General features: G+C 69.6%; 13 protein-coding genes. 5 read left to right on the top strand and 8 right to left on the bottom strand.

Annotated elements, in window-relative coordinates; all coding sequences use genetic code 11:
- Positions 1 to 10 precede the first annotated feature (10 nt).
- From SSP29_RS06180 to SSP29_RS06165, 4 genes are all read right to left on the bottom strand, one after another.
- Positions 11 to 1,237 (bottom strand): glycoside hydrolase family 113, encoded by a 1,227-nt coding sequence (locus SSP29_RS06180; RefSeq protein ID WP_150133643.1) that lies wholly within the window; start codon positions 1,235 to 1,237, stop codon positions 11 to 13.
- A gap of 23 nt (positions 1,238 to 1,260) precedes the next feature.
- Entirely contained in the window at positions 1,261 to 2,712 is a 1,452-nt protein-coding gene (locus tag SSP29_RS06175; RefSeq protein WP_089099417.1) for a glycosyltransferase family 2 protein, read from the bottom strand.
- A 263-nt stretch (positions 2,713 to 2,975) separates the two neighbouring features.
- A complete protein-coding gene (locus SSP29_RS06170; protein ID WP_145968858.1) occupies positions 2,976 to 4,352 on the bottom strand; it encodes a glycoside hydrolase family 26 protein in 1,377 nt (458 codons plus the stop codon).
- 211 nt (positions 4,353 to 4,563) lie between these two features.
- Complete coding sequence (locus tag SSP29_RS06165) at positions 4,564 to 5,442, bottom strand: hypothetical protein (protein ID WP_089099415.1); 879 nt, start codon at positions 5,440 to 5,442, stop codon at positions 4,564 to 4,566.
- 369 nt (positions 5,443 to 5,811) lie between these two features.
- On the opposite strand from SSP29_RS06165, the gene rplM reads away from it, so the two are divergent.
- The 3 genes from rplM to glmM all read left to right on the top strand — a co-directional run bounded on the left by rplM (position 5,812) and on the right by glmM (position 8,349).
- Positions 5,812 to 6,255 carry a 50S ribosomal protein L13 gene (rplM, locus tag SSP29_RS06160; RefSeq protein ID WP_020941688.1) on the top strand — a complete coding sequence of 148 codons (444 nt, stop codon included), beginning with the start codon at positions 5,812 to 5,814 and terminating at the stop codon, positions 6,253 to 6,255.
- 42 nt (positions 6,256 to 6,297) lie between these two features.
- On the top strand, positions 6,298 to 6,810 hold the full coding sequence (gene rpsI / locus SSP29_RS06155) for a 30S ribosomal protein S9 (RefSeq protein ID WP_020941689.1): 513 nt from the start codon (positions 6,298 to 6,300) through the stop codon (positions 6,808 to 6,810).
- A gap of 180 nt (positions 6,811 to 6,990) precedes the next feature.
- Positions 6,991 to 8,349 carry a phosphoglucosamine mutase gene (gene glmM, locus SSP29_RS06150; protein ID WP_089099414.1) on the top strand — a complete coding sequence of 453 codons (1,359 nt, stop codon included), beginning with the start codon at positions 6,991 to 6,993 and terminating at the stop codon, positions 8,347 to 8,349.
- Positions 8,350 to 8,459: 110 nt separating this feature from the next.
- Here the strand turns inward: glmM and coaA are convergent, their stop codons facing one another.
- The 3 genes from coaA to SSP29_RS06135 all read right to left on the bottom strand — a co-directional run bounded on the left by coaA (position 8,460) and on the right by SSP29_RS06135 (position 10,388).
- A complete protein-coding gene (coaA, locus tag SSP29_RS06145) occupies positions 8,460 to 9,449 on the bottom strand; it encodes a type I pantothenate kinase (RefSeq protein ID WP_089099413.1) in 990 nt (329 codons plus the stop codon).
- 199 nt (positions 9,450 to 9,648) lie between these two features.
- A complete protein-coding gene (locus tag SSP29_RS06140; RefSeq protein ID WP_089099412.1) occupies positions 9,649 to 10,125 on the bottom strand; it encodes an SMI1/KNR4 family protein in 477 nt (158 codons plus the stop codon).
- Positions 10,122 to 10,388 carry an HNH/ENDO VII family nuclease gene (locus SSP29_RS06135; RefSeq protein WP_167449854.1) on the bottom strand — a complete coding sequence of 89 codons (267 nt, stop codon included), beginning with the start codon at positions 10,386 to 10,388 and terminating at the stop codon, positions 10,122 to 10,124. Before SSP29_RS06135 ends, SSP29_RS06140 begins: the two co-directional genes overlap by 4 nt.
- Before the next feature lie 103 nt (positions 10,389 to 10,491).
- Between SSP29_RS06135 and glmS the strand changes: the two genes are divergently transcribed.
- Positions 10,492 to 12,339, top strand: a complete 1,848-nt coding sequence (gene glmS, locus SSP29_RS06130) for a glutamine--fructose-6-phosphate transaminase (isomerizing) (RefSeq protein WP_089099410.1) — start codon at positions 10,492 to 10,494, stop codon at positions 12,337 to 12,339.
- 52 nt (positions 12,340 to 12,391) lie between these two features.
- On the opposite strand, the gene SSP29_RS06125 is transcribed toward glmS, so the two are convergent.
- Positions 12,392 to 13,255: a LysR family transcriptional regulator gene (locus tag SSP29_RS06125; protein ID WP_089099828.1), complete on the bottom strand. Its 864-nt coding sequence runs from the start codon at positions 13,253 to 13,255 to the stop codon at positions 12,392 to 12,394.
- Positions 13,256 to 13,354: 99 nt separating this feature from the next.
- Here SSP29_RS06125 and SSP29_RS06120 point away from each other — a divergent pair, with 99 nt between their 5' ends.
- A complete protein-coding gene (locus SSP29_RS06120) occupies positions 13,355 to 14,257 on the top strand; it encodes an aldo/keto reductase family oxidoreductase (protein WP_167449877.1) in 903 nt (300 codons plus the stop codon).
- Positions 14,258 to 14,276 lie beyond the last annotated feature (19 nt).

The raw sequence follows: 14,276 nt of genomic DNA, 5'->3' as shown, positions 1-14,276 counted from the left end.
CCTCGCTCGGTCAGCTCGTGGTGCCGGTGCCGGGGCCCGCGTAGTCGGAGGCGAAACAGGTCTTGATGGCCTTCTCGCTGAGAGGGCGGCCGGCGAAGTCGAGCCGGGAGGCCGTCTTGTCGTCGGGCGGGGTGTTCGGGTCGTCCTCGAAGTGGATCGACCACCAGTACACGCCCTGCATGTGCCGCTCCTGGACGACCTGGCAGACGGCCGTGTACCAGTTGGCCTGCACCTTCGTGTTGACCTTGCGGTGGCTGTAGAAGTCGCCCGGGGCGTGGTAGGCCCCGTTCATGGCACCGATGCCGGACTCGGAGACGAGGATGTTCGGCAGCGAGCCCGTCGCCTTCCTGTCCAGCCACTTGTCCCAGCCGTCGACCAGGTCCTTGACGGGTGCGGTGTCCGGGACCTTGACGGGGAAGTAGGCGTCGACGCCGAGGTGGTTGACCGGCATGTTGATCCGGCCGGTGACGTAGTTGTCCCAGTTGGCGTCGTAGGCGATCTCGCCGGAGAAGGTCTTCTCGGCGGAGTCGACCAGGGTGCTCCAGCCCGGGTCGCCCTCCAGGGAGTTGAGTTCGGTGCCGATCACGAAGGTGTTCGTCCTCGCCTCGCCGGCGGCTTCGAGGTACGGGGTGACGAGGTTCTTGTACGAGGCGAACCAGGCGGAGCGGGAGGCGGGTTCGACGTCGCCGCGCCAGCCGTCCTCGGGCTTCAGGGACGACTCGTCCATGATCGGGCGCAGCCGGGTGCGGAAACCGGCGTCCTTGAACACCTTCAGGACCCGCTCCAGCCGCTGTGGGGTCGGGGTCTTGGCACCGGCCCACACCTCGTCGGACGTGCCGTTCTTGGTGTAGAAGGGGAAGGAGACCGACACCGAGTTGGCGCCCAGCCCGATCAGGTACTCGGCCTGCTTGCGGGCCTGCTTCTCGATGAAGTCGTCGGAGAGTTTCTTCCTGTCGTCCTCCCAGTAGATCTGCACGCCCCACTGCGGCATGCCCGCCTTCCAGGGCTTGGCGACCTGGAGGGCGTCGGCGGACGCGGAGGGGGAGGCGGATGTCGTACCGGGGCGGGTGCCGTCGTCCGAGGTGGTGGACTCGTCGGAGTCGCCGAGGGCGAGGCGGGGCAGGGCCGAGCCGGCTTCCCAGCGCACCGGGTGGTCGCCGAGAACGAACGGGGTGCCCAGCACGACGGTGAGGACGGCCACCGGGAAGATGGCGAGCAGGGGCAGTCGCGAACGCATGTCAGTGGGTGTCTTCCGAGAGGTCAGGCGGGCTTGGCGATCACGACGAACTTGTTCTCCTCGCGCCGGACGAACTTCATGAAGCCCTTGAAGCCGCCGAGCCCTTCCAGCACGGAGAAGACGGGGATGCAGGCGACCACGACGATCGGTTCCCACCACTTGCGTCGGCCGCTGACCGAGGCGAGCGCGTTCAGCCGCAGCCCCTCCCAGTACGTCCAGATCACGTAGGCGAAGTTCAGGGCCCAGAGAAGGATGATCGACTGGGTCACCGGTGAGGTGTTCATGTCGTTGAACAGCCAGCCCACGAGCAGCACGGCGCCGATGTGCTGGAGCGGACCGAGGATCCAGGTGGCCACGCAGATCGACAGGAACCAGCGGTAGCGCAGCGGCACCTTGCGGTTGAAGCAGAGGGCCACCAGGCCCCATGCCCAGCGTTCGCGCTGCTTGATGAAGTCGGCCGCGTTGGCGGGCGAGGCGCCGTAGCAGCGGCCGTTGAACCAGTCGCTGCGGCCCGGGTACTTGCGGCAGAAGGTCAGGGCGAGCCGGGCGTCCTCGACGATCTCCTTGGGGCCGAAGTCCCAGCCGATCTCGGCCTCGATGGACGCGCGTAGCACAAGCAGCTCGCCGTGTACACCGGCTGCGGGGGTGCCGAGGCCGGTCAGGGCCCGGAAGCGGGCGATGTCGTCGGCGGGGCGCACCGCGTCGGCGAGCCAGGTGAAGAGGCTCACCGCGTTCTCGCGGGGGTAGGTCAGGATGCCCTGGGCCATGTGCTTGGCCTCGTCGGGGTGGGCGCGGCGCTGCCGGTTGATGAACTGGGCGAGCGAGGCCGCGGTGTCCGGGCCGACGCCGGTGTCGTCGTCCATGTGCAGCACCCAGACGTATTCCAGGGCCTCGCCCTCCGCGATGCGCAGCTCGTGGGCGTAGTGGTTGGCACGGGCCTTGAAGCGGGTGCCGTTGGCCGGGACGTAGTCCTTGGGGACGGTGATCACCCGGATCAGCGGGTGGGAGTCGGCGAGCCGGTCGATGTCCGCCGCGGCCTCGCAGCCCTCCTCGGTGAGGATGTCGACCCGCATGTACGGGAAGAACTCCGGGAGGTGCTCGACGTAGGAGAGGATCGAGCGTTCCAGGGCCGGGTAGGTGTCGTGGCGGCCGATGGTCGGGCACAGCGCGATCAGGAAGTCCTGCTCGGCCGGGGCGGGCGGGGTCATCCGGTCGCTCTTGCGGACCCGGCGGCGGATCAGCAGGGCGCCCTGGAGACCGATCAGCACGCCGGCCGCCGGCAGGGACCAGACGATCGTCAGGATCCAGCTCATCAGCGAGGAGCTGGGCCGGTAGGACCACAGTCCGAAGACGACCAGCAGGACGAACGGCAGCAGGAACGGCAGGATGCCGGGTTTCCACGAGGCGGTGCGCTTGGCCAGCTTCGCGTTGTGTCGCGAATGCGGGGTTCCCCCGTCGACCACTGTCGATGCCATACGGCTACATGCTCTTCCGTGAGTTCGGCGGCTGCCGGACGGCATGGCTCGGTGACGGGTGCGGGTGACACGAGAAACCTCGTCTCATCCGCCCCGCTCCGGGCCGTGATGTTGCCCCCCGGCGCCTTCTTCGGCGTTCTGCGGCCGGCTCAGATGCCCCCCCGGGCGACCTGCGCCACCGGCCGAGTAAGAAAACAAATCCTGCCACGTAAGAATCAGCCATGAAGCATGGGTGAGCAAGATGTAGTGGGAAAGTAATAAACCTATGTCTTGTGCAACGAAGCCCAGTCGAAACCCGTCCGTCCGCTTCCGCCGCCGGTGATGACCTGCGAAGACGTGTAAGTCGCTTTCACGTCTTCTGCGGTGTTCTTTCCGGTCGGACTGGAGACGTTGGCGTATGTCAGGGCCTGCCCCCATACCGTCCAGAGCACCCAGGGGGTGTCCGAAAGTGTTCTGTGCTGAGCGGAGCCGAGCGGAACGTGGAAGGACTCGGCCATGACGCGGGGCCGGTCGTAGCGCTCCAGGCCCCGGTACCAGACCTCGGTCCAGGGCCTGCCCCGGAACGGCCGCTGCGGGGTGTCGGTGTAGTCGTCCACGCCCACGACGTCGACGTACCGCCCGCCCGGGTAGTAGTCGCCGGGCTCCCGGGCGAAGGTGCCCTCCCAGGCGCTGGGTGACCAGACGAAGAGGAGGTTGTGCAGGCCGCGGCTGCCCACGAGGTAGTCGTATGTGACATGCCACAGCTTCCGGTAGGCGGCCGGATCCTGCCCCGCCCACCAGAATCCGTGCCCCGGCCTGGCGTTCATCTCGTGGTACGGCCGCAGCAGGACCGGCACCCCGTGCGCCGCGAGGTACCCCAGGTGGTCGGCGAGATAGCCGAGGTCCAGCAGCAGGGCCTGGTGCTCGACGGTGCCCGGGGTGACCACCCGGCCGAACCAGCCGCTGTCCCGGACCGCGGGGGAGTTCTGGTACCGGGTCTGCTCGAAGCCCTTGACGGTGCTGCCCGGGTAGGGCTGGTGGAAGGAGAAGCCGACGATGCCCGCCGGGCCGCCCCCGTTGCCGGGCAGGCTCACCCGGGTCCCGGAGGCGCAGTCGACGTGTGTGCCCGAGGGGTGGTACGACCCGTCCGCCGGCCGGGGCAGCCCGGCCCAGACCCCGAGCGCCAGGTCCACCGCGTCGTCGACGTACCCCCAGCACCTGCGGCAGCTCGGCCACGAGGAGCGGGAGTATGAGCGCTGCTCGCCCACAGCCCAGCCCGGCTGCCCGTACCCGGGCCCCAGGTCCACCTCCACGAACCCCGGGAACCTGCCGGTGATGTCGTGGGCCTTCTTGTAGTAGTAGCCGGGCTGCTTGGTGCCCCGGTAGTCGCCGTACGACGCGTTGTAACGCTCGTTGTGCAGCTCGACGTGCTGGCCGATGACCGTCCGGGACGGCTCGCCGCGCCGCGCCCGGTTCTCCAGGCCGGCGAGCAGGGCGTAGACCCGGCGGGCGGCGGGAGTCGCGTGCGGGTCGCGGGTGCGCAGGTCGGCGGGGACCGGGCGCGGGCCGCCGGCGGCCTCGGGCCGGGTGGCCCACCATGTCAGGGGAGCGAGCAGTCCCGCCGCCACCCCGGCCCCGACGAGCCGGACCCGCCCGCGCATGTCCATCTCCCCGACCCCTCCCCGGCCAACCCTGTGCACGCCGATTCTGCCTCGCGGCGGAAAGGGCCTGCCGAGTCGTGCCTGTTCGGAGGGGGGGGCTGAGCACTCCGCTGGAAGTGCCGCGATATGCCGTCAGTCGACCGCGGCGCCGTCGTGGCTGGTCGCGCAGTTCCCCGCGCCCCTTACGGGGCGCTGCCGGATTAGCCCGGGGCTAGCCCTGGGCCGCCGCCGACGCCTGGGCCTCGCCGCGGCGGCGGATCTGGCGGAAGGTGAACTCGGCCAGGTCGTCACCGGTCTGGAAGACCTTGGTGTCCTTGGTGGTGACGTCCTTGCCGTTGAGGAAGCCGGCGGTGGTGAAGTAGGCGTAGCGGCCGTACGAATTGGTCGTCGTACGGCAGACGCCGGAGTCGCAGAAGGCCTTCACGCCGGAGCCGGCCAGGGTGCTGACGAAGCCCTTCTTGTCGGCCTCGGTCTTGGCCTTGCTCGCCTGCGCCTCGGTGTCGAAGACGGCCACACCGACCGTGACCGCGACGCCGTCCTTGAAGTAGGTGACGCGCAGCAGGCGGGTGCAGCCGTCCTTGGTGAGGATGCTCGGGAGGGTGCCCTTGGCGGCCGTGGCGCACTTCTTCGTGTCGGCCGTGGCGCCCTTCTTGTACACCGTCTCGCCCATGGTCAGCTGGGTGCCCGGGAAGAGGGTCTCGGCGCTGAGCGGCGCCGTGTCCTTCTTCACGTTGCCTATGAACTCCTCCGGGTCCAGCGGCGGCGGCGCGCTGGTCGGCGCGAAGGACGGCGCCGAGTCGGCCGAGTCGCTGGGCAGCGAGGCGCTCGCGGGCAGGTTGGTGGGCGTGCCGGAGGCGTTGTTGTCGCCGTTCGCGGACACCACGGCCATGGCGACGGCGGTGCCGATCGCCAGCGTGGCGACCACGCCGCCGCCGATGAAGAACACTCTGCGCCGCTTGTTCCGGGTTTCCGAGGCCTCGGCGAGCGATGCCCAGTCCGGAGTCTGCCCGGTGCTACTGCTCCAGGGCTGCTGAGACTGCGGTTTCCACGGATCCCACTGGGACTGAGGTCCCCCCTGCCCATAACTCATGGGGCGCATCTTAGACGGGGGCCGGGGGGTACCGGTGCGACTGTACGAACGGTGATAGGGGACCTTTGCGGGCAGGACGGCGCATCCCGGCCGCGCCGGGTGCCCCGGGTTCGCGCCAATGTCGACGACGGCTCGTCCGGATGTCGGCGGGAGCTCGTTTTGACCCGTCCGGGGGCAGCCTTGTAGGCTTGCTCTTCGTTGTGTATTGGCTCGCTCATTCTCACGGGAGTGGCCTCTACCTAGGTTCCCTGGAGCAGTTACCAGTGGGCGGCATACGGGCAGCGTCCCCGGCATTGTCGTCCCCAGCTGCACGATCGCTTCAGTGATGCCATGTGTCAGCACCCATCCACTGAAGAAGAAGGCTGCGAAGTGCGTACGTACAGCCCCAAGCCCGGCGATGTGACTCGCCAGTGGCACGTCATTGACGCCCAGGACGTCGTCCTGGGCCGTCTCGCCACCACCGCCGCGTCCCTTCTCCGCGGCAAGCACAAGCCGATCTACGCCCCCCACGTCGACACCGGTGACTTCGTCATCATCATCAACGCCGACAAGGTGCACCTGTCCGGCAACAAGCGGACCCAGAAGATGGCGTACCGCCACTCCGGCTACCCGGGTGGTCTGCGCTCCGTCCGCTACGACGAGCTGCTGGACAAGAACCCCGAGAAGGCCATCGAGAAGGCCGTCAAGGGCATGCTCCCGAAGAACACGCTGGGCCGTCAGATGCTCTCGAAGCTGAAGGTCTACAAGGGTGACGTGCACCCCCACGCTGCGCAGCAGCCGGTGCCGTTCGAGATCACCCAGGTCGCGCAGTAGTTCCGGCCACCCCCTAAGACTGAAGAGAATCTGAGGAGCATCGTGGCCGAGACCACTGCCGAGCAGCCGCTCGAAGAGCTTGACATCGACAGCTACACCACGGAGTCGGACGTCCCCGTCGAGGGCGAGTACACCTCCGAGTCCCTCGCGTCCCGCTTCGGCGAGCCGCAGCCGGCCGCCGGCCTGGGCCGTCGCAAGAACGCCATCGCCCGCGTCCGGATCGTCCCGGGCACCGGCAAGTGGAAGATCAACGGTCGCACCCTTGAGGACTACTTCCCCAACAAGGTGCACCAGCAGGAAGTCAACGAGCCCTTCAAGGTGCTGGAGCTCGAAGGCCGTTACGACGTCATCGCCCGTATCGCCGGTGGCGGTGTCTCCGGTCAGGCCGGTGCGCTCCGTCTCGGTGTCGCCCGCGCGCTGAACGAGGCCGACGTCGACAACAACCGCGGCCCGCTCAAGAAGGCCGGCTTCCTCAAGCGCGACGACCGTGCGGTCGAGCGCAAGAAGGCCGGTCTGAAGAAGGCCCGCAAGGCCCCGCAGTACAGCAAGCGCTAATCACCAGCTGCCTGCACGTACTCCGAACGCCCCGGCGGCACGCCACATGTGCCGTCGGGGCGTTCGTTTATCCCAGCCAAGGGCGTATAACGACACAAGACGCTCAAAGGCTGGTGTGATCGAGTGACTAAGCGCCTGCCATCATTTCCTGGCAGCAAGGACGCTTCTTCAGGAGGACAAGTGGGACGACTCTTCGGCACGGACGGCGTGCGCGGTGTCGCCAACGCGGACCTGACCGCCGAAATGGCGCTCGGGCTGTCCGTCGCGGCGGCGCACGTGCTGGCCGAGGCGGGGACGTTCGAGGGCCACCGGCCGACGGCGGTCGTCGGACGGGATCCGCGCGCGTCCGGGGAGTTCCTGGAGGCGGCCGTGGTCGCGGGCCTGGCCAGCGCCGGCGTCGACGTCCTGACCGTGGGGGTCCTCCCGACGCCCGCCGTCGCGTTCCTGACCGGCGCGCTCGGCGCCGACCTCGGTGTCATGCTCTCCGCCAGCCACAACGCCATGCCCGACAACGGCATCAAGTTCCTCGCCCGCGGCGGGCACAAGCTCGACGACGAGCTGGAGGAGCGGATCGAGGCGGTGTACGAGTCCCACCGGCACGGCGAGCCCTGGGAGCGGCCCACCGGCGCGGGCGTCGGCCGGGTCCGGCCGTACGACGAGGGCTCCGAGCAGTACGTCACCCATCTCCTCGGCGTGCTCCCGAACCGGCTCGACGGACTGAAGATCGTCCTGGACGAAGCGCACGGCGCGGCCGCGGGGGTCTCGCCGGAGGTGTTCCGCCGGGCCGGCGCCGAGATCGTCACCATCGGCGCGGAGCCGGACGGGCTCAACATCAACGACGGCTGCGGGTCGACCCACCTCGGTCCCCTGAAGGCCGCGGTCGTCGAGCACGGGGCCGACTTCGGTATCGCGCACGACGGGGACGCGGACCGGTGCCTGGCCGTCGACCACACCGGCGAGGAGGTCGACGGCGACCAGATCATGGCCGTACTCGCCCTCGCGATGCGGGAGCGGGGCGCGCTGCGCGCCGACACCGTCGTCGCCACCGTCATGTCCAACCTCGGCTTCAAGCTGGCGCTGGAGCGGGAGGGGCTGCACCTCGTGCAGACCGCGGTCGGCGACCGGTACGTCCTGGAGGAGATGAAGGAGCACGGGTACGCCCTCGGCGGCGAGCAGTCCGGCCACGTCATCATCCTCGACCACGCGACGACCGGTGACGGCACGCTGACCGGGCTGCTGCTGGCGGCGCGGGTCGCCGGGACCGGGCGGTCGCTGCGGGAGCTGGCCGGCGTGATGGAGCGGCTGCCGCAGGTGCTGATCAATGTGCCGGACGTGGACAGGTCACGGGTGAAGACGTCCGGGGACCTGGCGGCGGCCGTGGCCGAGGCGGAGCGGGAGCTGGGGGAGACGGGGCGGGTACTGCTTCGCCCTTCGGGCACCGAGCCGTTGGTGCGGGTGATGGTCGAGGCGGCCGACATCGAGCAGGCCCGGTCGGTGGCGGGGCGGTTGGCGGACGCCGTGAAGTCCGCGCTGGGGTAGTTGCTTTCGGGTTCGGGGTGCCGGGGAAGGCGCGTTGCGGGCTGACGGTTCGTCGTGGCTGGTCGCGCCGTTCCCCGCGCCCCTGACGGGGCGCTTTGCCGACCGGGGCCTTACAGCTTCCGCAGCCTCAGTCGCTGCACCTTGTGGTCCGGGCCCTTTCTGACGACCAGGGTGGCGCGGCCGCGGGTCGGGGCGATGTTCTCCACCAGGTTGGGCTTGTTGATGGTGCGCCAGAGACCGCGGGCGTAGTCGACGGCCTCCTCCTCGGACACCTGGGTGTACTTCGTGAAGTACGAGTCCGGGTTCTGGAAGGCGGTCGCACGCAGCTTGCGGAACCGGTTCAGATACCAGCGCTCGATGTCCTCGGTGCTCGCGTCGACGTACACGCTGAAGTCGAAGTAGTCGGCGAGGCCCACCCGGGTGCGGCCGTCCTGGCCGGGCAGGGCGGGCTGGAGGACGTTGAGGCCCTCGACGATCAGGATGTCCGGGCGGCGGACCGTGAGCCTGCGGTCCGGGACGATGTCGTAGATGAGGTGGGAGTAGACGGGGGCGGTGACCTCGTCCTTGCCGGCCTTGATGTCGGCGACGAAGCGGGTCAGGGCCCGGCGGTCGTACGACTCGGGGAAGCCCTTGCGCGACATCAGGCCGCGGGTTTCGAGTTCCCTGGTCGGCAGCAGGAAGCCGTCCGTCGTCACCAGCTCGACGCGGGGGTGCTCGGGCCAGCGCGAGAGCAGGGCCTGGAGGAGGCGGGCGACGGTGGACTTCCCGACGGCCACCGAGCCGGCGACGCCTATGACGAACGGGGTGCCGGACTGGGAGCCCTGCTCGCCGAGGAAGGTGTTCAGGGCGCTTCGCAGGCCGTCCGTGGCGCCGACGTACAGGTTGAGCAGGCGCGACAGCGGGAGATAGATGTCGCGGACCTCGTCGAGGTCGATGACGTCGCCGAGGCCGCGCAGCTTCTCGACCTCCTCGGCGGTGAGCGGCAGCGGCGTCTTGTCGCGCAGCGCGCTCCACTCGGAACGGGTGAGGTCGACGTAGGGAGTCGCCTCCGGCCTGTGCCGGTGGGCGCTCCGGGAGATCGGGGAGACCGGAGAGATCACATTCCATTGTTAACGGAGTTTGAACGGGGTGGGGGGTGGGGTCGGTCACGTGGGGTTGTGATCATGTGAAGTCGCATACGCGAGGTGGACGCCACAGACCCGGCACCGGCGGAGGTACACGGTCTCGGCTTCCGGACGGAGCGGGCAGGGTTCTGCGTCCAGAACGCCGAACCCTGCCATGTGTCGGTTCTCCGGAAGGTCAGCTCAGACTCTGCCGGCACTCATTGAGCGCGAACTCTCCGAAACTGTCCGCAAGTTTCTCCATGCGTCCACCATCTGGAATCCCGGGGTTCCACGCGTAAACCGGGTACTCGCCGTGCTGGTCCGGTTCGGAAGAGTCGAGGACGACCACGTCCCAGACGTCGTCGTGCTTGACGACCATGAAACGGCGCGGGAGCGCCATCCTTTCGCGGTCCTCCAGCGTGTAGGCGGGAGATCCCAGCAGTTTGTCCCCCCGGGCCGGCGTCCGGTACACGCCTGGGAACTCCGCAGGCGGCACCTCCCAGACTCCGAACTCCTCGATCAGGCGCCGGTACGAGGGAGGAAACGTAAGCCCCATCTCCGCCTCTGCCCTGGCGATCACCTCTGGGGGGCAGCCGTCACCATGATGCGCCACGTCCTCGTTGGCGCGTACCAGCCCGATCACCTGCTCGGCTGCCTGTAGACCGCTCGTCATTCGAAGTCCTTCGCCCTGTTCTGCCCGTATGCTTTCTTCCGCTTCTCGAACTCGGGCCGATCGATTCCGCTGGGAATCTTGGTGCCCGACTTCCAGTGAAGCTCGCCGTAGTTGTCGAAGTGCATCGCATCCGTCACCTCGGCGATCGGCCCGTCCCGCCACTCGCTGTCCTGCCCGGACCCATGGGGGCGATCCCCTGCTGCATGCGCTTCAGGTTGGTGCGACCGTAGGGATGGCGAGTGAAGTGGCATGAAGTCGCTCACTGTTGGGGGTGTGAGGTTGGCCGGTTCTAAACCCCGGTTTAATTTCCGATTTCGGGCATGCTGAGCCGTGTTCGGGCGGGGTTCGGCACTTAGGCTGCCGCCCATGTGCGGAATCGTGGGATACGTGGGGGCGCAGTCGGCGCTCGATGTGGTGGTCGCCGGACTCAAGCGGCTGGAGTACCGGGGGTACGACTCGGCGGGCGTCGCCGTGCTCGCGGACGGCGGGCTGGCCTCGGCGAAGAAGGCCGGGAAACTGGTGAACCTGGAGAAGGAACTGACGGAGCGGCCGCTGCCGGCCGGTGCCACCGGCATCGGGCACACCCGCTGGGCCACGCACGGCGGGCCGACGGACGCCAACGCCCATCCGCACCTCGACAACGCGGGCCGGGTCGCCGTCGTCCACAACGGGATCATCGAGAACTTCGCCGCGCTGCGCGGCGAGTTGGCGGAGCGCGGGCACGACCTCGCGTCCGAGACGGACACCGAGGTGGTCGCGCACCTGCTGGCGGAGGAGTTCTCCGGCACCGCCGATCTCGCCGAGGCGATGCGGCTGGTGTGCCGGCGCCTGGAGGGCGCGTTCACGCTGGTCGCGGTGCACGCCGACGAGCCGGACGTGGTCGTGGGCGCGCGCCGGAACTCCCCGCTCGTGGTGGGCGTTGGAGAGGGCGAGGCCTTTCTCGCCTCGGACGTCGCCGCGTTCATCGCCCACACGCGGTCGGCGGTCGAGCTGGGCCAGGACCAGGTGGTGGAGCTGCGCCGGGACGGCGTGACGGTGACGGGCTTCGACGGCGCCCCGGCGGACGTCCGCTCGTACCACGTCGACTGGGACGCGTCGGCAGCGGAAAAGGGGGGTTATGACTACTTCATGCTCAAGGAGATCGCCGAGCAGCCCAAGGCGGTCGCCGATACGCTCCTGGGCCGCATCGACACGAACGGCTCGCTGACGCTGGACGAGGTCCGGATCGGCGCCGCCGAGCTCCGGGAGATCGACAAGGTCGTCATCGTCGCGTGCGGTACGGCCTTCCACGCCGGCCTGATCGCCAAGTACGCCATCGAGCACTGGACGCGGATCCCGTGCGAGGTGGAGCTGGCGAGCGAATTCCGGTACCGGGACCCGATCCTGGACTCGCGCTCGCTGGTCATCGCCATCTCCCAGTCGGGCGAGACCATGGACACGCTCATGGCGCTCAGGCACGCCCGCGAGCAGGGCTCCAGGGTGCTGGCGATCTGCAACACCAACGGCTCGACGATCCCGCGCGAGTCGGACGCGGTGCTGTACACGCACGCCGGGCCGGAGGTCGCGGTCGCCTCGACGAAGGCGTTCCTGACCCAGCTGGTGGCCTGCTACCTGGTGGCGCTGTACCTCGGCCAGGTGCGGGGCACCAAGTGGGGCGACGAGATCAGCGCGGTGATCCGGGACCTCTCGCACATCTCCGGCGAGGTCGAGCGGGTGCTGGAGACCATGGAGCCGGTACGGGCGCTGGCGCGCTCCCTCGCCGACAAGAAGACGGTGCTGTTCCTCGGCCGGCACGTCGGATACCCGGTCGCCCTCGAAGGCGCCCTGAAGCTCAAGGAGCTGGCGTACATGCACGCCGAGGGCTTCGCGGCGGGCGAGCTGAAGCACGGGCCGATCGCGCTGATCGAGGAGGACCTGCCGGTGGTGGTCGTGGTCCCGTCCCCGCGCGGCCGGTCCGTCCTGCACGACAAGATCGTGTCCAACATCCAGGAGATCCGGGCCCGGGGCGCCCGCACCATCGTGATCGCGGAGGAGGGCGACGAGGCGGTCGTACCGTACGCCGACCACCTGATCCGGATCCCGGCCACCCCGACCCTGCTCCAGCCGCTGGTCGCCACGGTCCCGCTCCAGGTCTTCGCGTGCGAACTGGCCACGGCCCGGGGCAACGAGGTGGACCAGCCGCGCAACCTCGCCAAGTCGGTGACGGTGGAGTGAGGAGACCGGGCCGTCGGCGAGGACCTCGGCCTCGCCGACGGCCCGGCGAGGGTCACAGCCGTGTGGCCGTGCGGATCAGCGCGGCGAGGGCGAGGGAGCGGCTGTGCGCGGGCCACGCGATGTGGGTGACGACGGGCGGGGCGTCGGTCAGCGGGACGGCGGTGTGCTCGGCCCACAGCCACGCGCGGGCCGAGTCGGGCAGGACGGTCACGGTGCGTCCCAGGGCGATCAGCTGGGCCAGCTGTGTCTGGTCGTGGATCTCGGGGCCCGGGCCGGGTGGGTAGGTGCCGTGGCGGGGCCAGCGGGCGAGCGGAAGACCGGGGATGTCGCCGACGTCGGCCAGGGCCAGCGTCCTGCGTGCGGCGAGCGGGTGCCCGGCGGGCAGGACGGCGATCTGACCCTCGGTCGTCAGTTCCTCGCTGTCGAACCCGGCGAGGGAGTTGAACGGCGTGTGCATCAGCGCCACATCGGCGCGGCCGTCGCGCAGCATCCCTTCCTGCTCGCACAAACCGCTCGGCAGCACCTCGATCTCGGCGGCGCCCGGCTCGGCCGCGTAGGCGTCGAGGAGCTTGTGCAGCAGTTCGTGAGAGGCGCCGGCCTTCACCGCCAGCACCAGGCGGTCGCGGGGGCCGTCCGGGCTGCCGGCGGCACCGGCACGACGGGTGCGGCGAACGGCGGCGGTGGTCGCGTCGAGGGCTGCCCGGCCCTCGTGCAGCAGCACCTCTCCGGCGCCGGTCAGCGAGACGCCGCGGCGGTTGCGTTTCAGCAGACAGACGCCGAGGCGCCGCTCCAGCTGCTGGATCGCCCGGGACAACGGCGGCTGGGCCATGCCGAGGCGCTCGGCGGCGCGGCCGAAGTGCAGTTCCTCGGCGACGGCCAGGAAGTACCTCAGCTCGCGGGTCTCCAAGGTGTCCACGGCCACAACCTACCTCCGTGATACCCGCCGGGTATGACAGTGCACCGCGGCGGTATTGGATGCGCCGCCTGTCCGCGGGCGAACATCGACGGCATGACCGTGAACACACCCTCCGCGTCACTGCCCGGCGGTACCTGGACCCTGGGCGATCTGACCGTCACCCGCCTCGGCTACGGCGCCATGCAGCTCGCCGGCCCCGGAGTCATGGGTCCGCCCGCCGACCACGACGGCGCGCTCGCCGTCCTGCGCGAGGCCGCCCGCCTCGGCATCACCCACGTGGACACCGCCGGTGCATACGGGCCACGTGTCACCAACCGGTTGATCCGTGAAGCGCTGCACCCCTATACCGCGTCGCTGCACATCGTGACCAAGGTCGGCGCGGTCCGCGACCAGCAGGGCGGCTGGCTTCCCGCCCGGCAGCCCGAGGACCTGCGCCGCGCCGTTCACGAGAACCTGGAGGACCTCGGCCTCGACTCGCTCGACGTGGTCAACCTCCGGCTCGGCGACGCCCGGGGACTCCAGCCCGGCTCGCTCGCCGAGCCCTTCGAGGCCCTCGCCGAACTCCGGCGGCAGGGCCTGGTCAGGCACCTCGGAGTCAGCAATGTGACGGCGGAACAGATCGCCGAGGCGCAGACGATCGCGCCGATCGTGTGCGTCCAGAACATGTACAACCTCGCCTACCGCCAGGACGACGACCTGATCGACGATCTCGCCGCCCAGGGCATCGCCTACGTGCCCTTCTTCCCGCTCGGCGGCTTCACCCCGCTGCAGTCCACGGCACTCTCCGCCGTGGCCGCCAGGCTGGACGCGACGCCGATGTCGGTCGCCCTGGCCTGGCTGCTGCGGCGGTCGCCGAACATCCTGCTCATTCCCGGCACCTCGTCGGTGGCGCACCTGCGCGAGAACGCCGCCGGCGCGGGACTCCGGCTCTCCGACGCGGACCTCGCCGAGCTGGACAAGATCGGCCACTGGCGGGACACGGCCCGGCCCGCGGGTGCCTGACGGGTCGTAAGGTGCTTCG

The organism is Streptomyces hyaluromycini, assembly GCF_002217755.1.
Lineage (GTDB): Bacteria > Actinomycetota > Actinomycetes > Streptomycetales > Streptomycetaceae > Streptomyces > Streptomyces hyaluromycini.
This window is presented reverse-complemented; position numbering and strand designations above follow the sequence as displayed.

Coding starts and splice junctions, on each gene's coding strand:
- glmS (WP_089099410.1), top strand. CDS start 10,492: ATGTGCGGAATCGTGGGATACGTGGGGGCGCAGTCGGCGCTCGATGTG.
- SSP29_RS06175 (WP_089099417.1), bottom strand. CDS start 2,712: ATGGCATCGACAGTGGTCGACGGGGGAACCCCGCATTCGCGACACAAC.
- SSP29_RS06140 (WP_089099412.1), bottom strand. CDS start 10,125: ATGACGAGCGGTCTACAGGCAGCCGAGCAGGTGATCGGGCTGGTACGC.
- SSP29_RS06165 (WP_089099415.1), bottom strand. CDS start 5,442: ATGAGTTATGGGCAGGGGGGACCTCAGTCCCAGTGGGATCCGTGGAAA.
- SSP29_RS06170 (WP_145968858.1), bottom strand. CDS start 4,352: ATGCGCGGGCGGGTCCGGCTCGTCGGGGCCGGGGTGGCGGCGGGACTG.
- SSP29_RS06180 (WP_150133643.1), bottom strand. CDS start 1,237: ATGCGTTCGCGACTGCCCCTGCTCGCCATCTTCCCGGTGGCCGTCCTC.